We start from the raw sequence: 20,989 nt of genomic DNA, 5'->3' as shown, positions 1-20,989 counted from the left end.
GGAGTGAGGAGTGAGTGATTTAATCCGTTGCGCCTGGGCTGGCGATGATCCGCTCTACCGCGCCTACCACGATTGCGAGTGGGGGGTGCCGGTTCATGACGACCGGCTCTTGTTCCAGTTCCTGATTCTGGAGGGGGCCCAGGCCGGGCTCTCCTGGATCACCATCCTGCGCAAGCGGGAGGCGTACCTGGTTGCTTTTGATGGTTTTGATCCCGAGCGCGTGGCCCGCTTCGACGATGTCAGGGCGGCGGAGCTGCTGGCAAATCCCGGCATCGTGCGCAACCGGCTGAAAGTTGCCTCGGCAATCACCAATGCCCGCGCCTTCCTGGCGGTTCAGGAAGAGTTTGGCTCCTTCGACGCCTACCTGTGGCGCTTCGTGGATGGCGGGCCGATCCAGAACGCCTGGAGCGATCTAACGCAGGTGCCGGCCAGTACCCCTCTCTCCGATTGCGTAAGCCGCGACCTGAGGCGGCGCGGCTTTTCCTTTGTTGGCAGCACCATCTGCTATGCCTTCATGCAGGCGGTGGGCATGGTCAACGACCACACCAGCGCCTGCTTCCGCTGGCAAGAGCTGGGGGGGAATTGAAACGCCCCGCTTCCATGGTGGAAAACGGGGCGCACTGATTGTGTCTTCGTAGAAGCGCCTTGTGTGCCAAATCCTCTGCTTTTTAAAAGCTTCGACAGTACCGCTGAACCAACCTAGTCCCCCCAAACGCTTTCCGGGCATCAGGTAGTTCTGGATGTAATCCCTGACCCCCTCCTCCACCGTGCTGATCTCCTCGCTGAAACCGGCCGCGCGCAGTTTGGCTGTCTCGGCGCAGGTGCGGTACTGGTAGGTGTCGCGGATCGATTCCGGCATGTCGATGTAGTGGATGTTGACCGGCCGCCCCATGGCGCTGAACACGGCCGTTGCCAGCCTGTTCCAGCTGACCGTGCCGCCGCCGCCGATATTGAAGATGCCGTTTGCCTGGCGGTTGATCAGGAAATGGACGGTGGCGGCGGCCGCGTCCATGACGTAGATGAAGTCGCGCACCTGTTCGCCGTCGGCGTAGTCGGGGCGATGGGACTTGAACAGCCGTAATGTTCCGCTCTCCATGATCTGCTCGTAGGCTTTCAGTACCAGGGAGCGCATCTCCCCCTTGTGCTGCTCATTGGGGCCGAAGACGTTGAAGTACTTCAGTCCCGCGATCTTGCCCAGAAGTCCGTGGCGCAGCGCCCACAGGTCGAAGAGCTGCTTGGAGTAGCCGTATGCGTTCAGGGGCCGCAGGCGCGGCAGGTCCTGCTCCTCGTCCTCGAATCCGTTCTCGCCGTTGCCGTAGGTGGCCGCGCTGGAGGCGTAGATGAAGCGCGCGTTGGTTTCCAGGGCGACCAGGGCCAGCTTGCGGGTGTACTCGAAGTTGTTTTTGGCCAGGTAGCTGGCATCAGTTTCCGTGGTGGCCGAGCAGGCCCCCAGGTGCAGGACAGCCTCCACCCCGCCTGCGCCCCGCAGGGGCTTGCGTTGCAGGGAGCCGGCATCCAGGCGCGCCTCGAAATCATCCTTCTCCATGTAGTCCATGAAGCGCAGCGGCGCCAGGTTCCGCCACTTGTCCGAGTGTTCCAGATGGTCCACCACCAGGATGTCTTCCCGGCCCAGCTGGTTGAGTCTGTGTACCACGGCGCTGCCGATCAGGCCCGCGCCACCGGTTACGATTATCATTCCTGTCTCCCCTGCTGTTGGTTTCGAGTACAGCCTTGTTCATAACCCATGGGATTTGCGCTGTCAACCGGCACACGTTCCCTTGGGGACGATGAACATCTGAATGGGCGTGGCAAGGGTGGCTGCCGGTGGGTGTCATGTTTCGGAAGGGAACTCATTCCCGACGCACGGCCGGACACGCGTGACACGAACGCTCCCTGACTCCGGCGATCCCCTCGCCTGCCCTGATCACATGCAGACCGCACGCCCCGAGCAACTCCTGAATCGTCTCCACGGGGACACTCTTTTTCCAGCCGCCGTGAAAATGGTCCGCCACCAGCAGCATGCCATGGGGGCGCAGCAGCCTCGCAAGATTTCGCGCGATGCGCTCCATGGACTGAGGATGATTGCTGATCGGCCCTCCCAGCAGGCCGTTGCAGATGATCAGGTCGAACCGTTCATCCCCCGCCGGGATTTCCTCCAGGTCCACTGCCCTGAAGTGCAGGCGCCCGTGGCAGTCCTGCTCGAACAGCGGCGCCAGCGCCTCGCGGAAGGCGCTCTGCCGGAGCGGGTCCAGGGGGAAACGGGCGTGGGCGGCTGACCAGACCTCCAGGGGATCCAGGGTCCACCCTTCGACCCGCAGGCTCTCCGTTGGCCATCCCTGCTCCAGCATCAGCCGCAGCAGGGCATAGCTTGCCCCACCATCGCCGCAGGCCGCGTCCAGGCAGCGCAGTTCCCCTCCCCTCTGCCGTCGTTCCCTGAGCCAGTGGCGGATGAACTCCGTCTGACCGGGATAGCGGTTCGAGCCGTTGCCGTAGAAGCGGCGCGGCATGAATGACCAGCAGACAAATTCCAGGCGGAGGCGCCTGTCGTCCAGCAGCCGCTCCAGCAGCAGGGCCGGGTTGACCGGCCAGCCCGAATCGGGTGGGAACAGGGAGATGATCCCGGCCCAGCTGAGGGAACTGGCGAAGGGGGTGCTGGAGAGGACCGGCGGCCAGGTCAGGACATGGCGATAGAGTCGGCGGAAGGCGGGTCCAATCAGTGCCAGCGGTAGCCAGAGTTCGCTCTGAAAGTGGATTTCCGGGGTGAGCGCCAGCCCAGGGGCGGGCCAGGGAGGCGGACAGGCACGGACAAAGGCGTCGAACATGTCGCCCAGACGCTGGATGTGGTCGTGGAACAGCTCCGACCGCATCCGGGGTGACAGGATCAGGGACAGGTTTTCAGTGGCGACAGCCGGATCGAGGGAGGGGGCGAAGGAGATCATAACCCTAAAAGCGGCAATTCATCTCACGCAAAGGCGCGAAGACGCAAAGAGACCAAATAGTTGTTCCATAATCATGTTTCGCCACACAGTTGATTCGAGTGCTTTGTTTATCCACCTGTTTTTTCGCGAATATGGTTTTGCAGGAACAATTCAAGACAGTGACCCCAGATACGCAGGAGAGCAGGATCTTTGGCGGGTGAAGGGAAATCCGAAAAAAATGATATCGTCGTGATTGCTGCGCTCTTGTGGTGGGAATATGCGGTTTGTCGTCAGTAGCTGGCCAGCGGCCGGTAGAGCGTGTCCCGTTCCACCGGGACCTTGTCGGCCCGTTTGATCAGGCGGATGATGGCGCTCTTGGTCAGCGACTGGGGGGAAGGTGCACCGGCGTCGTGGCCGATCTTCTCCTCGATCACGGTCCCGTCCAGGTCGTTGACCCCGAAGGCCAGCGACACCTGGGCGATCTTCTCCCCCAGCATGACCCAGTAGGCCTTGATGTGGTCGAAATTGTCCAGGAAAATGCGCGAGATGGCAAGGGTCTTCAGGTCGTCCAGGCCGGAGGTACCGCTGATGCCCAGCTTCAGGTCAGAATTTTCCGGCTGGAAGGCCAGCGGGATGAAGGCCTGGAAACCGTTGGTCCGGTCTTGCAGGTCGCGCAGCATCTCCATGTGGGCCACCCGGTCGGCAACCGTTTCCAGATGGCCGTAGAGCATGGTGGCGTTGGTTTTCAGTCCGGCACGGTGGGCAGTGGCGATTACCTCCAGCCAGCGCGCCCCGGAGATCTTCTCCGGGCAGATTTTGCGGCGCACCTCTTCCACCAGGATCTCCGCGCCGCCGCCGGGCATGGAGCCGAGTCCGGCAGCCTTCAAGCGCTCCAGCACCTGCTCCAGGCTGAGGCCCGAGATGCAGCTGAAGTAGTCGATCTCAACGGCGGTGAATGCCTTGATGTGCAGGTCTGGCGCGGCGCGGCGCAGGGCGGAGAGGGTTTCTTCGTAAAAGGGGAAGGGGAGATCGGGATGCAGCCCGCCGACGATGTGCAGTTCGGTGGCGCCGCTGGCCTGGGCCTCCACCGCCCTGTGGCAGATCTCCTCCGTGGTCAGGGTGTAGGCCCCCTCCTGGTCGGCGGTCCGGTAGAAGGCGCAGAAGGCGCAGCGGTTGACGCAGATGTTGCTGGGGTTGATGTGGCGGTTGACGTTGAAGAAAACGTTTTTGCCGTTCTTGCGCTCGTTGGCCAGGGCCGCCATCTCGCCCATGGCCAGCAGGTCGTTGGAGGCGAACAGGGCCAGCGCCTCCTGGGCGGAGATGCGGCGGTTTTCACGGATGTTGGCTTTTATTGTTTCCAGGGTGGGCATGGGGGGAAGTCTACGTCAAACATACCCGCCGGTTCAAGGTATTTGTAGGGTACGGCGTTCAGTCCCCCTCCAGCCTGTTCACGATCCGGTCGGCTTCCTTGAGGATCTTCAGCTCCGTATAGTCATGGCGCGAGGGGGAGTGGTGATTGCCAATGATCCGGCAGACGGTTTCCGTCTTGTCCGCGGGGAAGCCGATCTCCTGCAGCAGCTCACGGGCTATGGGGGGGCCGTATTCCTCCTGGGTCTTACCGTTGTTGTAGCCGTGCAGCTCCTCGGAGCGTTTGATGCCGATGTCGTGCAGCAGTGCTGCGGCCACCAGGATCTCGTAATCGCACTCCTGGCCATCGTCGCGGATCTTCTCCGCGTACTTCAGCACCTCCAGGGCATGGTTTATTCGGCGGTAGTCGTTTCCGAAGAACTCCACCAGCAGTTTTGCGATCCTTGCCTTGAAATGATCCATATCCCTGCCCTCCCCCGCCATTGATTCCGAATCATCCCAAGCCCTTTGTAGCATGCCCCGTCTACTTCTGTCACTCGCCGTTGCGCACCATCCAGAAAAGCGAACGCCCCGCGCAATAGGCGTGGGGCGTTCGTTGATGATCACGGCTGTCTGATCTTCCGTTTATCCCAGAATGGCCTTGATGTCAGCCTCGGCCGTGGTGATCGGGCCGATGTTGAAGTTCTCCACCAGGAAGCTGAGCACGGTGGGGGTGATGAACGCCGGCAGGGTCGGCCCCAGTTTGATGTTCTTGATTCCCAGGTGTAAAAGCGTCAGCAGGATGACCACCGCCTTCTGCTCGTACCAGGAGAGGATCATGGAGAGCGGCAGGTCGTTGACGCCGCAGCCAAAGGCGCCGGCCAAAGCCACGGCGATCTGGATGGCCGAGTAGGCGTCGTTGCACTGGCCGATGTCCAGCAGGCGCGGGATGCCGCCGATGTCGCCGAAGTCCAGCTTGTTGAAGCGGTACTTGCCGCAGGCCAGGGTCAGGATGACCGTGTCCTGCGGGAGCTTCTCGGCGAACTCGGTGTAGTAGTTGCGCCCCGACTTGGCGCCGTCGCAGCCGCCGATGAGGAAGAAGTGCTTGATGGCACCGCTCTTGACCGCGTCGATGACCTTGTCGGCCACACCCAGCACGGCGTTGTGGCCGAAGCCGGTGAGGATCTCCTTGCCCGGGTTCTCCGGCAGGTCCGGGCATTCCAGTGCCCTGTTGATCAGGGCGGAGAAGTCCCAGCCGTCAATGTGGGTGATGCCGGGCCAGGCCACCAGGCCCCAGGTGAACAGGCGGTCGGTGTAGGATTCGGCGGGACGCTGGATGCAGTTGGTGTTGAAGATGATGGCGCCGGGGAACTCCGCGAACTCCTTGGCCTGATCCTGCCAGGCGCCGCCGAAGTTGCCCGCCAGATGAGCGTACTTTTTCAGGCCGGGATAGCCGTGGGCCGGCAGCATCTCGCCGTGGGTGTAGATGTTGATCCCCTTCCCCTCGGTCTGCTTGAGCAGCTCCTCCAGCATCTTCAGGTCATGGCCGGAGACCAGAATCCCCTTGCCTCCCCTGGTGCCCAGCTGTACCGGCGTGGGGACCGGGTGGCCGTAGGTGTCGGTGTGGGCAGTGTTGAGCAACCCCATGACGGTCAGGTTGTGCTTGCCGCACTCCATAGCCAGGCTGACGAAGTCCATCAGCCCCAGGCTGGGATCGGTGGTGGCTGCCAGCGCCCTCTGGAAGAAGGCCATGACCTCGTCGTCGCTCTTGCCCAGGATCATGGCGTGGTCCATGTAGGCGGCCATTCCCTTCAGGCCGTACATCAGGATCTCGATCACGGAACGGATGTCTTCGTTGTCGTGCTGGCTGTTAATGCCGTAGGCTTCACCCTGTTTGATCTGGCCCGCCAGGTCCGTGGCAGGCTGCCAGGCGGCAACGTCGCCCGGAATGGTGACGCCGGAGGAGGCCTTGGCTTTTTCTTTAAGCTGATAACACTGGCTGATCATGGCGCCGATGCGAGCAGGTTCAAAGTCCACGTTGGTGACCGTGGTGAACAGCCCCTCGATGGTGAAGCGGTCGATCTCGGGGTGCCGTCCGATCTTGTCGGCGTACAGCGCAAGGCTCTTCAAGCCGTAGAGCAGGTGATCCTGCAGGGTTGCTACCTCCGGTTTCTTGCCGCATACGCCCGATACGTTGCACCCAATCCCGTTTGCCGCCTGTTCGCATTGATTACAGAACATTCCCGCTTCCTCCTTGGTCGTTGTATTCATTTCCGTGTGGTGAGACGTGTTTTGTGGTATGACAGTAACCACAAAAGCGTATAACAACCTTGACCTTTGTCAATTTTTTGCCATTCGGGAGGTAGCAGTCTATGTCCACCGTTTTTTTCGCGGATATGAGGACCGGCCACAAGGAAAACCTGTTCGACAAGATAGCCAGGCTGCTGGCCCTGTGCGGCCTGGAGCAACGGGTGAGCGAGGGGGATCTGACCGCCGTCAAGATCCATTTCGGCGAGAAAGGGAACCACACCTTTATCCGCCCGGTCTTTGCCCGGCGGGTGGTGGAAGAGATCAAAAAGCTGGGTGCCAAGCCGTTTCTGACCGATTCATCCACCCTCTACCCCGGTCAGCGCAAGGAGGCGGTCTCGGCCCTGACCTGCGGCATCGAGAACGGCTTCGCCTATGCCTGCGTGGGCGCGCCGCTGATCATCAGCGACGGCCTGCGGGGGGTGACCGAGATCGAGGTGCCGGTCAGGGGGGAGCTGCTGCGCTCGGTGTTTCTGGGGCGGGAGATCGTGGAGGCAGATTCGCTGGTCTGCCTGTCCCACTTCAAGTGCCACGAGCTGACCGGCTTCGGCGGCGCGGTCAAGAATCTGGGCATGGGCTGCGCCAGTCGTAAGGGAAAGATGGTGCAGCATTCCACCGTTGCGCCGGTGGTGTCGGCCAAGGCCTGCACCGGCTGCGGTTTCTGCCTCAAGTCCTGCGCCCACGATGCCATTGCCATCAACGACGGAATCGCCTACATCGATGCGCTGAAATGCGCCGGCTGCAGCCGCTGCATCTCGGTCTGCCCGGTGCGGGCCATCCAGGTGCAGTGGAACGAGGCCGCCGACCTGGTGATGAGAAAGATGGCCGAGTACGCACGGGGAGCCGTAGCCGGCAAGGAGGAGAGGATGATCTTCCTCAACTTCATCACCCAGGTCTCGCCCCAGTGCGACTGCTATGGCCACTCCGACGCCCCCGTCGTCAACGACATCGGGTTGTGCGCCTCCATTGATCCGGTGGCGGTGGACCAGGCCTGCGCCGACCTGGTCAATGGGGCCCACGGCAACCGGGGCTCGGCCCTTTCCAGCGGCTTCGAGCCGGGAGAGGACAAGTTCCGCGGCGTGCACCCCGGCATCCCGTGGGAAGTAACCCTGGAGCATGGGGAAAAGGTGGGACTGGGGAGCAGGGTGTACGATCTGGTCAAGATCTGAACCTGAACGACCGCTTTTTCTGGGCTAATGCGTTCTGTTGTTCAGTATTCAGGGTGACGAGGGGGAGTATGGACAGAGAGTTTCGCGTGATCAGGCAGGATTCGCCGTCGGGCAGGGCGTCCTACGTACTCTATCAGGTCTGCTACGATGAGCAGGGGAACATACGGCAGGTTTCCGCCGACGCGGCCAGCCCCAGCAGGGACACGATCGACGAACTGAGAGAGGACCTGGAGCGCATGCGCCAGGCCCTGGAGCTGCCCGTTCTGTCGCGGGAGGGGGTGCTGGACTCGCTGGAGACCAGCGGCGCCAGCGCATACGGCAGATGGATGCGGGAGCAGATCATCGAGCCTTCCGCTGAAGCCGGCACCCCCCTGGCGAAAGCGGTTTCCCATGGTGAGCTGGCCTGTTCCGAGCTGCGCAGGCTGGAGGCGTTGGCCGACATCTTCGCCGAGAAGCGCAGAAAAGACCCTTCCTTCGGGTTGGCAGCGGATAGCGTTGACGACTGACCGGCCTCCCCTTCCGTTGGTTGAAAAAAACGCCGCCGCAGGAGCACCCCCATGGGTGAGCCTGTGGCGGCGTTTTTTTGTCTAGGGGGAGCGGCTGAACCTGGCGCGCTCCGGTTTTGGGCGACCTAGTCCCTGGGCACGGCCAGCATGCGGTCCAGGGCCAGCTTGGCCTTCAGGCGGATATCCTCCGGTACGCTGACCACCGGAGTCAGGGTCTTGAGCGAATGGAGCACGTCCTCCTGGGAAGTCAGCTTCATGTTGGGGCAGAACAGGGCCGGCGAGGCCAGGATGAATTCCTTGTCAGGATTCTCCAGTCGCAGGCGGTAGAGGATGCCGGCCTCGGTGCCGATGATGAACTGGCGGGCCTTGCTGTCACGGCAGTAGTCGTACATGGCGCTGGTGGAGCAGGCCTGGTCGGCCAGGGCGGTCACCGCCGGGGCGCACTCGGGGTGGCAGATGAACAGTGCCTCGGGGTATTCGGTCTTCTTGGCCAGCACCGCCTCAACGGTCATGCGTTCGTGGGTGGGGCAGTAGCCGTCCCAGAAGATGAACTCCTTGTCCGGCACTGATTTGGCCACGAAGCTCCCCAGGTTACGGTCGGGCGCGAAAATGACCTTCTTGTCCGGCAGGGACTTTACCACCCTGGTGGCATTGGCCGAGGTGCAGCAGATGTCGGAGTGGGCCTTGACCTCGGCGGTGGAGTTGACGTAGGTGACCACCGGCACGCCGGGATGTTTTTTCTTCAGCTCCTCCAGTCCCCGGGCGTCGACCATGTCGGCCATGGGGCAGCCGGCATCCAGGCGGGGGAGCAGCACCTTCTTGTCCGGGGAGAGAATGGCTGCCGATTCGGCCATGAAGTGCACGCCGCAGAAGACGATCACGTCGGCCTCTGTCTTGGCCGCCTCGATGGAGAGCGCCAGCGAGTCACCGGTGATGTCGGCGATCTCCTGCACCTCGTCACGCATGTAGTTGTGGGCCAGCAGCACGGCATTGTGCTGCTTGAGAAGCTCTCTGATCTGTTCCTTGATGCCATTGTTCATTTGCAACGGTCCTTTCGCAGGGGCTTTGAAATTAACGGGAGTGCCACGAAATTGCGGGCGCTTGTCCCGCGGTTTCCTAAAACGCCGGTTGCCCTTCGGATGCGAACCGCGACGGGCGGGCTCTGGCGGAAGCAACTACTCGAAAAAACCGCCCTTTTCTTTCCGGCGTTCCGCGGCCTTTACTTTGTTGCCCTTGTTCGAGAGCGACAGGGGGCCATCCTACCCGGAACGCCCCGAAAAAACAAGATGTGATACACAGGTTCCGGTACAGTCGTTCCCTGTTGCCCCGACCCCCTCCCGTCGGTGAACGGGGGGGCTACCGGCCGGTCAGGCATGGTGGCCGGTTTCGGGGCGGCCAACCGCCCATGGCGTGGCGGACCGTTGCGGCTTGTGACTGAGCGATACTTTCACCTTGGCTTTAGCTTCCCGGAATTCCGATCTCCGTTCTCCGGGGGCGGTTGTCCGCCCATAGGATCACGCCACTTCGCCTCTGTTTCAAATCGAGACGGTGTTTCAAAAATCAGTTGCATTTTTCCCCGCCTGTTTTTATCTTAAAGCATTTTATGGTCAGGCTGCCTCGGGAAGCATCCACCATACGCCTGTACGAAACGGAAACCACGCGATGGGAAACGATAACGGACTACCCCTCTGCTCCTCGACGCTGGAATACCTTATGGAAGAGTTGGCGCGCCTTGAAACCTGCCCAATCCCGCCGCTCAGGCAGGACGATGAACGCCCGTGGCAGCAGGACGGAAGCCAAACGGTGCAGACCCTCCTGAAACTGGTCGGCGACCTCTACGAGGCCGCTCCGGTGGGGTACCTGTATCTGGGGCGCCAGGGGGATATCCGTTCCGTCAATCACAGCTGCGCGGAACTGCTGGGAAGTTCCCGCTCCTCGTTGGTCGGTTGCTCCCTGGACCCGTTCCTGTCCGATGAAGCCCGCCCCCTTTTCCATGACTTTCTCCAAAGGGTCTTCGCGGAGGGCGCCCCGGAAACCTGCGAGATCGTATTCCGCAAGCACGGGCATACGCTGCTCTCTCTTCAGATCGAGGCGATTGTCTGCCGATCCGGGGAGGAATGCCGTGCCGTGGTTACGGACATAACCGGACGCGGGCAGGCCGAGCAGGCATTGCGGGCAGCCCAGGGCGAGGCGGCACGCTGCAGGGCGGAGATGGCGGCACTCATGGATGCGGTGCCGGCGGCGGTCCTGATAGCCCACGATGCGGAGTGCCGTCACATATCCGGCAGTCGCGTCACCCAGGAAATGAGCGGGCTGCCCCTCACCATCAACTTTTCCAAATCAGCCCCTGTTCTCGAACAGCCGACCAATTTTGTCCTGATGAGACATGGCCGGGAGATTCCGGCCCGGCTCCTGCCCGTTCAGTTGGCGGCAGCCGGACAGGAGGTCAGGGATTACGAGTATGAGCGTGTCTTCGCGGACGGGACCGTTCGTACCATGTTCGGCAATGCCGTGCCGCTGCGGGACGGCCGCGGCCGGCCGCGCGGCGCCATCGGCGCATTCATCGATATCACCGAACGCAAACTGGCCGAGGAAGCGCAGCGCCGCGCCAAGGAAGAGTGGGAAAGGACCTTTGCCAGCGTTCCGGCCCTGATCTCCATCATCGATAACCAGCACCGGGTGCTGCGGGTCAATGAAGCCATGGCGCGGCGTCTCGGACGCGAACCCGAGCAGTGCGTCGGGCTGACCTGTTATGAGGTTATTCATGGGGGAGCGGTTCCCCATCAATGCTGCCCCCATTCGAGAACCATACGGGATGGCGGCGAACATGTGGAAGAGATGCGTATCGACCTCTTTGGCGGTGATTTCCAGGTTGTCACCACGCCGCTTCTGGATGAGGAGGGAGAGCGCATCGGTTCCGTTCATATCGCCCACGACATCACCGAACGGAAGCGGATGGAGGATGCCCTGCGCGCAAGCGAACAGCGTGTCAGGCTGAAGCTGGAGAGTATTCTCGCCCCCGAGGGTGACATCGGCAGCCTGAGTCTGGCTGACATCATTGACACGCAGACGATCCAGGCACTCATGGATGCCTTTTACGGACTTACCCGTATTCCCATGGCGCTGATCGATTCCGAAGGCACCATACTGATCAGGGTTGGATGGCAGTCGATCTGCACTACCTTCCACCGGAGGCACCCCGAAACCAGCATGTTCTGCGTTGAAAGCGACATCCAGCTCACTGCCGGTATTTCCGAGGGCGAGCTCAGGCTGTACAAGTGCAGGAACAACATGTGGGATATCGCCACCCCCATTGTGATGGGAGGGAAGTGCTTCGGCAATCTCTTCATGGGGCAATTCTTCTTTGACGACGAAGAGCCGGACCACGAGCTGTTCCGCTCCCAGGCGGCGCGCTACGGTTTTGACGAGGCGGAGTACCTGGCCGCCCTCGCAACCGTGCCGCGCCTGAGCAGGAGCTCAGTGGAACATGCCATGGACTATTTCATCAAGTTCGTCGCCCTGATCTCCAAGCTCAGCTACAGCAATATCAAGCTGGCCCGGTCGCTGGCGGAGCGGGACGCCTTGATGGATTCCCTGCGCACGAGCCAAGAGCAAAATGAATTCCTGGCCGATATCGTTCGACATGCGGCCCAGCCCTTTGTACAGAGCTATCCTGACGGGCGGGTGGGGCTTGTCAATGATGCGTTTGAGCAGCTCAGCGGTTATACCGTCGCAGAACTGATGTGCATCGATTGGGCCACGACCCTCACGCCGCCGGAATGGCGGCAGGTCGAGCAGGAGACGTTGGATGAGCTCCAGCGTACCGGAAAGCCGGTCAGGTACGAGAAGGAGCTGATCCGCAAGGACGGTAGCCGTGTGCCCGTCGAACTGCTGGTCCACATGGTCTCGGATATGGAGGGAACCCCGCAGTACTACTATTCCTTCATCACCGACATAACCGAGCGCAAGTTGGCCGGGGAGGCGATTGCCCGGCGTAACGCGCTCCTCATGGGGATAAACTTCATCTTCAAGGAGGCGCTTCAGTGCCGGACCGAGGAGGAGCTGGCGGATGCCTGCCTGAATGTTGCCGAGGAGATCACCGCCAGCAGCTTTGGCTTCATCGGTGAAATCGGCGCCGACGGTCTGTTTCATGACATCGTGATCAGCGAGACCGGATGGGCTGCCTGCTCCATGCACGATTGTGACGGTAACCATAGGCCATCGGCTGTCTTCCCTATGCACGGTATCTACAGCAGGGTGCTCCTGGACGGTGCATCGTTCTTCACCAATGACCCTGCATCGCACCCGGACAGCATCGGCCTCCCCGCGGGGCATCCCCCGCTTGCGTCTTTTCTCGGTGTTCCCCTGAAGGACGGCGAAAAAACCATCGGCATGATTGGGGTGGGCAATCGCGATGGAGGCTATTGCCAGGAGGAACGGGAGTTCCTTGAAGGTCTGGCGCCGGCCATCGTGGAGGCATTCCAGCGCAAGCGGGCCGAGGATGCCCTGAAAAAGCTGAACGAAGAGCTTGAAAACCTGGTGGCCGAACGGACAAAGGAGCTGGAGTTCAAGAATCTGATCCTTTCGACGCAAAACGAGACGTTTATCGACGGCATCCTCGTCGTGGACGAAGAGCATAAGATCATATCCTGTAACCGGCGCTTCCTTGAACTGTGGGGCATCCCGCCCGCACTGACGAAAGCTGGCGAAGCGCCGCTTCTGGAGTTGGCTGCGTCGAGGGTAACCGACAGCGAGGGATTCCTGTCCAGGGTGAATGAACTCTACGATAACCGGGAGGAGAAGAGCTGGGAGGAGATCCTCCTGAAAGACGGCAGGGTATTTGACAGGTATTCGGCGCCCATGCTGGGAGATGACGGAACATACTTCGGAAAAGTCTGGTACTTTCGCGACATCACCGAGCGGAAGGAGGCGGAGCGGGCCCTGCGCCAGGAGACGATCGAACGGCTGCAGGCGGTGGAAGCCCTTCGCGAAAAAGAGCGCATGCTCATTCAGCAGAGCCGCCTGGCGGCAATGGGGGAGATGATCGGCAACATCGCCCACCAGTGGCGCCAACCGCTCAACAATCTCGGGCTGATTATCCAGCAGTTGCCCATCTTCCATGATTACGGCGAACTCACCGGAGAGTTTCTGGACGAAAACGTGCTGCAGGCGATGGATATTATCCAGCACATGTCCAAAACCATCGACGATTTCAGGAACTATTTCAGGCCGGATAAGGAAAAAATGCACTTCCGGGTCCGCGAGGCGATCGATACCACCCTGGCGCTTGTCAGAGACAGTTTCAGGAACCAGCATATCGGCATCGTGGTCAATGCCGTGGAAGACTCCAGTATTTTCGGCTACCGGAACGAGTTTGCCCAGGTACTGCTCAACATCCTGAACAACGCCAGGGATGTTCTGGCGGAACGGGGAACGCATCAACCCCGGGTGACGGTCAGCATGTTTGGCGAGGGCGACAGGGCCGTGGTGACGATTGTGGACAACGCCGGCGGCATCCCCGAGGAGATCAAGGGCAAGATCTTCGATCCCTATTTCACCACCAAGGGGCCGCAGTCGGGAACGGGAGTAGGCCTGTTCATGTCCAAGGCCATCATCGAGAAGAACATGGGTGGCAGGCTGACCGCCCGCAACATCGACGGCGGTGCCGAGTTCAGGATCGAGGTGTGAGAGCAGATTCCGGTCTGTCGATTTCAATTCCGACGATAGAATTACCCCGGAACCTGTCGAATTCTGATGCATTGGTGTCAATTTCTGGCTACTTTGAGTATATTGCGGTTCTCTTCTGGTCGTTTCGAGAGGCATGGGGGGAGTTCTTGTTATGAGAAAAGTGCTTGTCACCGGGGCCGGTGGTTTTATCGGCCACCATTTGGTAAAGGATCTGGTACGTCGGGGCCACGAAGTGATTGCTGTGGACCGAAAACTCCCCGAGTTCGAAAAGAGTGCTGCGAGCCGGTTCGTGTTGCAGGATCTTCGCGAAACAACGGCTGAATGGGAATCGCTCTTCCTGGGAGTAGACGATGTGTATGCGCTTGCCGCAGACATGGGCGGGATGGGTTTCATCTCCCGCAATCACGCCGATATCATGCGGGACAACACCCGTATTGACATCAACACCCTTGAGGCCGCCCGCAAGGCGAAGGTAGGGCGCCTGCTCTACACATCATCAGCCTGCGTTTATCCTGAACACCTCCAGGAGGCGGAAGCGGCGATACCCCTGGCAGAGACAATGGCGTATCCTGCCAAGCCCCAGGACGGGTATGGCTGGGAAAAACTCTATGCCGAGCAACTGTGCCATTATTACCGCCTCGAACACGGGGTTGATACCCGTATTGTCCGTTTTCACAATATCTACGGCCCACTGGGAGCCTGGCAGGGAGGGAGGGAGAAGGCTCCGGCTGCCCTGTGCCGAAAAGTAGCCGAGGCATGTCTCAAGGGCAGGGATAGTATCCAGATCTGGGGTGATGGTAGACAGACCCGCTCATTCTGCTTTATCGATGACTGCATCCAGGGCTTGGCGCGCATCCTGGAATCCGGCTACACCGAGCCACTGAACCTTGGTCGCGACGAGATGGTTTCGATCAACGAACTTGCCCGGCTGATTTTCGAGGTCGCGGGCGCCGAACTCCGCATCGAACATATTGAGGGACCACAGGGAGTGCGTGGGCGCAACTCCGACAACAAACGTCTTGCCGAGGTTACCGGGTTTACCCCAAGTATCAGCCTTCGTCAGGGGATAGCCGCGACCTATGGCTGGATCGAGGCACAGGTGAGAGCCGGAATATGAGCTTCTCATCTGAATCTTCTCCGCAGAAGCGAACCCTCCTGTTTGTGATGGCGTACCATAACGAACGAGAGTTCGCTATGTTTCAGGAACTGCTCTCCCGCTGGGACGACCTGGTGGAGATGTCATCCCCCTTCCATTTTCTATTTGTCAGCGCCCTTGATTGCAGACTCGCCACAGACTTCGATCACTCGTTCCTCCACTACGAAGACCCTCCGAACACGAAGAGGTGGGCTTGCGTTGCCTTGGAATGGTTCCGGGTGGCGCGATACATCGAGGAGTCCATGGACTGCGATGCCTGGCTATGGTGGGAGTCTGACGTCCTCCCCGTGCGCAGGGACGCCTTTGACTTCTTTCTATCGATGTGGAACGACGGGTGTAAGATAGCGGGATACCGAGTGAGGGACCGCAAGTGGGGTATGAAACGACGGATAAATGGGGTGGCGATTTACGCTCGGGATTACTGGAGTTTCATAAAGCCCGTATTCAACCTGGATGGAACCTTCGATACCCGCCGCCCCTTTACTGATCTTGATCGGGATAAGTTCGTTGAACTTAACCGGTGGTATGCCCTTGTCCACCATGAGGAAAAACTTCGACTGACTCCGGAAATCCGTCTGGTCCATGGCATCCGGGACAGATCACTGCTAGATCAGGTCCTGGATGGCGTCAAGCTCTATCCGGTTGTTCCGACCTGGTACCGGGCTGCTGTCAACCTGCTTAACGTTTGGCGCCTTGAGGTGTACCGTCCCAAACGCTATTGCCCGGAACGCTGATGGCACGACAGATTCATGCTGCCCGGCGCGCAGTCCGGTTTCGTTTATCCCATCGGCAGCTCTTTTTGCGAAACTGGTGAAGGGTGACAGGGAAAAATGGGGGATTACATGGCGTGTTGGAAAATAGATTGACACACGCACGCTGCTCACACTATTATCCCCTCCACTAAAGGGGAGTAGTTATCGGCCACCGACAAGGCCGACCCGGATTCCGTCATTACGGTCGAAAGACCCGGGACCGGGGCATTCATGTGCCAACAAGACCTTTATCCAGGCTCACATGCCGGGGGTAAAGGTCTTTTTTATTACCCCCGGCGATACCCCAATCGTCGGAGGTAATCACGATGAATCAACTCAAGACAACCCTTCTCCTCTCTCTCCTCACCGTGCTGATGGTCCTGATGGGAAGCGCCATCGGCGGCAAGACCGGTATGGTTTTCGCCTTCTTCATGGCAGCTGCCATGAACTTCTTCTCCTACTGGTTTTCCGACAAGATAGTCCTGAAGATGTACGGCGCTCAGGAGATCAGCGAGCACGATAACCCCGCCTTCTACGGCATGGTGCGGAGGCTGGCGCTCCAGGCCGGTCTCCCCATGCCAAAGGTCTACATCATTCCATCCGAAAGCCCCAACGCCTTCGCAACTGGCCGGAATCCGGAGCATGCCGCCGTTGCCGCCACCGCGGGGATTTTACGCATTCTCTCGTCCGAGGAACTGGCAGGAGTCATGGCCCATGAACTGGCCCATGTCCGGAACCGTGACATTCTGGTCGGCACCATCGCCGCCACGTTTGCCGGCGCGATTTCCATGATCGGCAACATGCTCCAGTGGGGCGCCCTGCTCGGGGCGGGGAGAGGCGATGACGAGGAGGGTTCCGGAGGCCTGATCGGTTCACTTGTCATGGCCATCGTCGCCCCGATTGCGGCCATGCTGATCCAGATGGCCGTCTCCCGCTCCCGGGAGTATCTTGCCGACGAGACCGGCGCCAGGATATGCGGCAATCCTCTGGCTCTGGCCGGCGCACTGCGAAAGCTCCATACCGCATCCCACATGATCCCGATGCAGGAGGCCCGACCCGCGACCGCCCACATGTTCATCGTGAATCCCCTGAGCGGTCGCTCTCTGGCGAACCTGTTTTCCACGCATCCTCCCATGGAGGAACGCATTGCCCGGCTGGAAAGCATGGGAACGAGAGGGCGGTAAGCGGTTTTTCCGCAAGGCCGAAAACGCCACCGGCACGGTCAGCCGCCCTGCCGTCGCCCTGATGCCGCGGCAGCACACACCACGATTGCTGCCTTCGACACCATGAAAAGGATTATCCCCGATGACTGAAACCACCATCATGTGGACCGTTTTTACTCTTCTCTTCGGCGCCATGCTTGTCGTTGACCTTGGACTCAACCGGAAAAGCCACGAGGTTTCGTTTCGCGAGGCTCTGACCTGGAGCATGGTCTGGATTGCCCTGGCCCTTGCCTTCAACATGGGGATTTATATGACCATGGGGAGCGCCAAGGCGCTGGAGTTCTTCAGCGGCTATGTCATCGAGAAGTCACTCTCGGTTGATAACCTGTTCGTCTTTATCATGATTTTTTCCTACTTCGGCGTGCGTGGCCACCATCAGGCACGCATCCTCAAGTGGGGGATTATCGGCGCCCTGGTGATGCGGGCGATCTTCATCTTTGCCGGTGTCGGGTTGCTGGCGCGGTTCCACTGGCTGTTCTATCTTTTTGGCGCCCTGCTGGTCGTGACGGCCTTCAAGATGGCTTTTGGCGGCGAGGGCAAGGTGGAACCGGAAAAGAACCTGATGGTCAGGGCAATCCGTAAACTGTTGCCCGTTACCCGGCGCACCTGGGGAGACTGGTTCATCACCCGGCGGCGGGGGATGGTGGTGGCAAGCCCCCTTTTGGTGACACTGCTCATGATCGAGTGGAGCGATCTGGTGTTTGCCATCGACTCCATCCCGGCCATCTTTGCCATAACCCTCGACCCGTTCATCGTCTTTACCTCCAACATATTCGCCATCATGGGGTTGCGGGCGCTGTATTTCCTGCTGGCGAACGTCATGGAAATGTTCGCCTACCTCAAATTCGGCATATCGTTCATCCTGCTCTTCGTGGGCGGAAAGATGATTGCGGCCGCAAGCGGCTTCCATATCCCCATCACCGTGTCGCTGACGGTCATCTTCCTGTCACTGGCCGTTGCCGTCCTGGCTTCGCTCTTCTTCGGGCCGCGCCAGCGGGAAGGGGTGCCGGCAAATGTGTGACCACCATACAAAAAGGAGGGGCAGGTAAAAAATCACATGCATACTTGTGGCGGGTTTTTTGGGGGCGCCTCCGGAACCGGATCGCTCGACGCACGACAACCCATACTGACGTTCATCTCTGAATCTGTGCGGCAGTACCCTAGGGGAGCCCAACCATGGGCACCCTTCTTCTGGAGGTTACAATGTTAAAGAACAAATTTTTCCCCCTCCTGATACTGGTTTCAGTACTTTTGTCACTGATTTCGTATCTCCTGAATCTGTATTCCGATTGGCTGTTTTTCGACGAAACGGGATTCTCATCGGTCTTCACCACGACTCTGTATGCAAAGACTGGGGCCGGTTTGCTCTTCGGCGGACTCTTGTTCCTGTTTGTACAGATAAACCTTCACGTTGCGAACAGGGCGCAGTTTCCCCTGTCCGGCATGCATCTCCTGGGAGCAGGCAACCTCGGGATAAACCGGGATCAAGCGGTTCGTCTTTGTAAGCCGGTCAGCATGCTCGTCAGTTTTGTCCTGGCGCTTCTTGCGGGCAATCTGGGCGCCATGAAATGGAAAGATCTGCTCTTCTTCGCCAATCGCCTGACTGTTGGAACCGTGGATCCGCTCATCGGCAAGGATGTGGGGTTCTACCTGTTCAGTCTGCCGCTTTTGGATGCGGTCAAGGGGGTCTCGGGCTTTATCATTCTGGCTGCGGCGGCATTGGCAACGGCTGTGTATTATGTTCGGGGTGGCATACTGCTGACCGAGCGAGGTGTGGCTATTGATGAAAAAGTTCGCCGTCATCTGGCTGTTCTGGTGGGAATCTTTGCGTGCGCCGTCGCCGCGGGCTTCTATCTGGACAGCTTCAAGCTGCTGTATGCCGATAACGGTGCTTTTTATGGCGCGGGGTATGTGGATGTCAACTCACGACTGCTGACCTACAGAGTTCTGACGTTCCTGACACCATTGGCGGGAGCCATGCTGGCGATCGGGATCTGGAAAGGCGTCTGGCGGATGGCGCTGCTGGCGCCTGCCATTGTGGTCGCACTCTACATGCTCGGCATCCGTGTCTATCCGGGTGTTCTGCAGAAATTCAAGGTCGCGCCCAACGAGATGGCCCTTGAGACGCCCTACATAATGAATAACATTACCGCAACCCGTTTCGGCTATGATCTGGAAAAAATCGAGACGGTGCCCTTCGATGTTGATACGAAACTTACCGCCGCTGATATAGCCAACAACGATGCAACCATCAAAAACATCAGACTATGGGACCATGCCCCGCTGCTGAAGACGTACAGCCAGCTACAGCAGATCAGGACCTACTACAAGTTTTTCGATGTGGATAATGACCGCTACATGGTCAACGGGCGCTACTCGCAGGTCATGCTGTCGCCGCGTGAACTTTCCTACGCCGATCTGCCCAGCAAGAACTGGATCAACGAGCGCCTGATTTTCACCCACGGCAATGGCATTACGTTCGGTCCGGTCAGCAGAATCAGCAAAGAGGGACTACCCGAGTTTTTCGTCAAGGATATTCCAGCCGTCAGTCTGGCCGATATCAAGGTAAGCAGACCTGAAATCTATTACGGCGAGCTGTCCAATGAGTATGTGATCGTCAAAACCAACGTGCCGGAGTTCAGCTACCCGACCGCCACCGGCAACATCACTACGACGTATGCCGGCACAGGCGGGGTGCCGATGGATTCGCTCCTGAAAAAAGCGCTCTTTGCCGCAAAATTCAGAACGGAAAAGATTCTGCTCTCCTCGGATATCACCAAAGAGAGTCGCATCCTTTACAACCGCAACATTAACGAACGAATCAGAACCATAGCGCCTTTCCTCCATTTTGACAGCGATCCCTACCTAGTGGTGGATCAAAAGGGACGGCTCAAGTGGATAATTGATGCCTACACCCATTCGACCCGGCTCCCCTATTCAAGGCCGCTCAAAGGCGGCATCAATTACATCCGGAATTCAGTCAAGACGGTTGTGGACGCCTATGACGGCTCTGTTGACTTCTATATCAGCGATCCGGATGACGTCATTCTCAAGGTTCATGGGCGGATCTTCCCGAAACTCTTCAAACCAATGGCGGAAATGCCGGGCGATCTGCGCAAGCACGTTCGCTACCCGCACCATTTGCTGCAGATCCAGGCAGCCATGTTCGCCACCTACCACATGACCGACCCCAAGGTATTCTACAACAAGGAAAACCTCTGGGAGATTCCCGTGCTCGGCGATAAGGCGATGGAGCCGTATTATACGATCATGAAGCTGCCGGGTGAAAAAGCGGAGGAGTACATACTGCTGCTGCCGTTTACCCCTTCAAAGCGGGACAATCTGGCTGCCTGGCTTACGGCCCGCTGCGATGAACCGCAGTACGGAAAAATCCGTGCCTACACCTTCCCGCGTGACCGCCTGATCTACGGACCGAAACAGATCGATGCGCGCATCAACCAGGATTCTTTTATTTCTCAGCAGTTGACCCTCTGGAGTCAACGCGGCTCCGAGGCCATCCGGGGCAGTTTGCTGGTAATACCCATCGAAAAGTCGCTGCTTTATGTTCAGCCGCTCTTTCTTGCGGCAGACAAAGCCGGCCTTCCGGAATTGAAGAGGGTAATTGTCGCCTTCGGAGATCAACTGGTCATGGAGGAAAACCTGGAACTGGCGCTGCAAAGGATTTTCGGCGGGAAAAAAGCCGCACCTGCTGCAACCAGCGGAGTTTCGGCAGACACACAAGCATCGCCTGCCACGCTTGCCAAGGAAGCTGTGAGCATTTATGAGAAGGCCATCACTTTGCAACGTCAGGGCAACTGGGCCGCCTATGGCGAAGAATTGAGAAGCCTGGAACAGATTCTGAAGAAAATGGCCCGGTAGCAGCACAACAACGTCCATGGGCCGAACATCACACAAAGGAGCAG

14 protein-coding genes and 1 pseudogene are annotated in these 20,989 nt (G+C 59.4%); 9 read left to right on the top strand and 6 right to left on the bottom strand.

What is annotated here, in order from left to right; genetic code table 11:
* Positions 1 to 10 precede the first annotated feature (10 nt).
* On the top strand, positions 11 to 586 hold the full coding sequence (locus PPRO_RS20410; RefSeq protein WP_011737386.1) for a DNA-3-methyladenine glycosylase I: 576 nt from the start codon (positions 11 to 13) through the stop codon (positions 584 to 586).
* Positions 587 to 739: 153 nt separating this feature from the next.
* Here PPRO_RS20410 and rfaD read toward each other — a convergent pair.
* The 5 genes and pseudogenes from rfaD to hcp form a co-directional block, all read right to left on the bottom strand.
* Positions 740 to 1,696 (bottom strand): annotated as a pseudogene (gene rfaD, locus PPRO_RS17810) (ADP-glyceromanno-heptose 6-epimerase); the annotation flags it as partial.
* Positions 1,697 to 1,850: 154 nt separating this feature from the next.
* Positions 1,851 to 2,939 (bottom strand): class I SAM-dependent methyltransferase, encoded by a 1,089-nt coding sequence (locus PPRO_RS17805; protein WP_011737384.1) that lies wholly within the window; start codon positions 2,937 to 2,939, stop codon positions 1,851 to 1,853.
* Positions 2,940 to 3,208: 269 nt separating this feature from the next.
* Positions 3,209 to 4,288, bottom strand: a complete 1,080-nt coding sequence (mqnE, locus tag PPRO_RS17800) for an aminofutalosine synthase MqnE (RefSeq protein WP_011737383.1) — start codon at positions 4,286 to 4,288, stop codon at positions 3,209 to 3,211.
* Positions 4,289 to 4,346: 58 nt separating this feature from the next.
* The gene (locus PPRO_RS17795; RefSeq protein ID WP_011737382.1) at positions 4,347 to 4,748 is read right to left on the bottom strand and encodes an HD domain-containing protein; all 402 of its coding nucleotides are present in this window, start codon (positions 4,746 to 4,748) and stop codon (positions 4,347 to 4,349) included.
* Positions 4,749 to 4,910: 162 nt separating this feature from the next.
* Positions 4,911 to 6,506: a hydroxylamine reductase gene (gene hcp / locus PPRO_RS17790; protein ID WP_011737381.1), complete on the bottom strand. Its 1,596-nt coding sequence runs from the start codon at positions 6,504 to 6,506 to the stop codon at positions 4,911 to 4,913.
* Between the two features lie 131 nt (positions 6,507 to 6,637).
* Here hcp and PPRO_RS17785 point away from each other — a divergent pair, with 131 nt between their 5' ends.
* Both PPRO_RS17785 and PPRO_RS17780 read left to right on the top strand, forming a co-directional pair.
* The gene (locus tag PPRO_RS17785; RefSeq protein ID WP_011737380.1) at positions 6,638 to 7,741 is read left to right on the top strand and encodes a DUF362 domain-containing protein; all 1,104 of its coding nucleotides are present in this window, start codon (positions 6,638 to 6,640) and stop codon (positions 7,739 to 7,741) included.
* Between the two features lie 68 nt (positions 7,742 to 7,809).
* On the top strand, positions 7,810 to 8,247 hold the full coding sequence (locus tag PPRO_RS17780; RefSeq protein ID WP_011737379.1) for a hypothetical protein: 438 nt from the start codon (positions 7,810 to 7,812) through the stop codon (positions 8,245 to 8,247).
* A gap of 125 nt (positions 8,248 to 8,372) precedes the next feature.
* On the opposite strand, the gene nadA is transcribed toward PPRO_RS17780, so the two are convergent.
* Positions 8,373 to 9,287, bottom strand: a complete 915-nt coding sequence (nadA, locus tag PPRO_RS17775; protein ID WP_011737378.1) for a quinolinate synthase NadA — start codon at positions 9,285 to 9,287, stop codon at positions 8,373 to 8,375.
* Positions 9,288 to 9,909: 622 nt separating this feature from the next.
* On the opposite strand from nadA, the gene PPRO_RS19855 reads away from it, so the two are divergent.
* From PPRO_RS19855 to PPRO_RS17740, 6 genes are all read left to right on the top strand, one after another.
* The gene (locus PPRO_RS19855; RefSeq protein WP_011737377.1) at positions 9,910 to 13,935 is read left to right on the top strand and encodes a PAS domain S-box protein; all 4,026 of its coding nucleotides are present in this window, start codon (positions 9,910 to 9,912) and stop codon (positions 13,933 to 13,935) included.
* 151 nt (positions 13,936 to 14,086) lie between these two features.
* A complete protein-coding gene (locus PPRO_RS17760; RefSeq protein ID WP_011737376.1) occupies positions 14,087 to 15,052 on the top strand; it encodes an NAD-dependent epimerase/dehydratase family protein in 966 nt (321 codons plus the stop codon).
* A 77-nt stretch (positions 15,053 to 15,129) separates the two neighbouring features.
* Positions 15,130 to 15,825 carry a hypothetical protein gene (locus tag PPRO_RS17755; protein WP_198138304.1) on the top strand — a complete coding sequence of 232 codons (696 nt, stop codon included), beginning with the start codon at positions 15,130 to 15,132 and terminating at the stop codon, positions 15,823 to 15,825.
* A gap of 344 nt (positions 15,826 to 16,169) precedes the next feature.
* Positions 16,170 to 17,027, top strand: a complete 858-nt coding sequence (gene htpX / locus PPRO_RS17750) for a zinc metalloprotease HtpX (protein ID WP_011737374.1) — start codon at positions 16,170 to 16,172, stop codon at positions 17,025 to 17,027.
* Positions 17,028 to 17,148: 121 nt separating this feature from the next.
* Complete coding sequence (locus PPRO_RS17745) at positions 17,149 to 18,087, top strand: TerC family protein (RefSeq protein ID WP_011737373.1); 939 nt, start codon at positions 17,149 to 17,151, stop codon at positions 18,085 to 18,087.
* A gap of 182 nt (positions 18,088 to 18,269) precedes the next feature.
* Positions 18,270 to 20,945 carry a UPF0182 family membrane protein gene (locus PPRO_RS17740; protein ID WP_041532976.1) on the top strand — a complete coding sequence of 892 codons (2,676 nt, stop codon included), beginning with the start codon at positions 18,270 to 18,272 and terminating at the stop codon, positions 20,943 to 20,945.
* The last annotated feature ends 44 nt before the right edge of the window (positions 20,946 to 20,989 follow it).

This window comes from Pelobacter propionicus DSM 2379 (genome assembly GCF_000015045.1).
GTDB classification, from domain to species: Bacteria; Desulfobacterota; Desulfuromonadia; order Geobacterales; family Pseudopelobacteraceae; genus Pseudopelobacter; species Pseudopelobacter propionicus.
Note: the sequence above shows the minus strand (reverse complement) of the source record. Positions and strands in the feature narration are given on the sequence as shown.

Bases quoted from the DNA above. Each gene is read 5' to 3' on its own strand.
- PPRO_RS17805 (WP_011737384.1), bottom strand. From the start codon at position 2,939: ATGATCTCCTTCGCCCCCTCCCTCGATCCGGCTGTCGCCACTGAAAAC.
- mqnE (WP_011737383.1), bottom strand. From the start codon at position 4,288: ATGCCCACCCTGGAAACAATAAAAGCCAACATCCGTGAAAACCGCCGC.
- PPRO_RS17795 (WP_011737382.1), bottom strand. From the start codon at position 4,748: ATGGATCATTTCAAGGCAAGGATCGCAAAACTGCTGGTGGAGTTCTTC.
- hcp (WP_011737381.1), bottom strand. From the start codon at position 6,506: ATGTTCTGTAATCAATGCGAACAGGCGGCAAACGGGATTGGGTGCAAC.
- PPRO_RS17785 (WP_011737380.1), top strand. From the start codon at position 6,638: ATGTCCACCGTTTTTTTCGCGGATATGAGGACCGGCCACAAGGAAAAC.
- PPRO_RS17780 (WP_011737379.1), top strand. From the start codon at position 7,810: ATGGACAGAGAGTTTCGCGTGATCAGGCAGGATTCGCCGTCGGGCAGG.
- nadA (WP_011737378.1), bottom strand. From the start codon at position 9,287: ATGAACAATGGCATCAAGGAACAGATCAGAGAGCTTCTCAAGCAGCAC.
- PPRO_RS19855 (WP_011737377.1), top strand. From the start codon at position 9,910: ATGGGAAACGATAACGGACTACCCCTCTGCTCCTCGACGCTGGAATAC.
- PPRO_RS17760 (WP_011737376.1), top strand. From the start codon at position 14,087: ATGAGAAAAGTGCTTGTCACCGGGGCCGGTGGTTTTATCGGCCACCAT.
- PPRO_RS17755 (WP_198138304.1), top strand. From the start codon at position 15,130: ATGTTTCAGGAACTGCTCTCCCGCTGGGACGACCTGGTGGAGATGTCA.
- htpX (WP_011737374.1), top strand. From the start codon at position 16,170: ATGAATCAACTCAAGACAACCCTTCTCCTCTCTCTCCTCACCGTGCTG.
- PPRO_RS17745 (WP_011737373.1), top strand. From the start codon at position 17,149: ATGACTGAAACCACCATCATGTGGACCGTTTTTACTCTTCTCTTCGGC.
- PPRO_RS17740 (WP_041532976.1), top strand. From the start codon at position 18,270: ATGTTAAAGAACAAATTTTTCCCCCTCCTGATACTGGTTTCAGTACTT.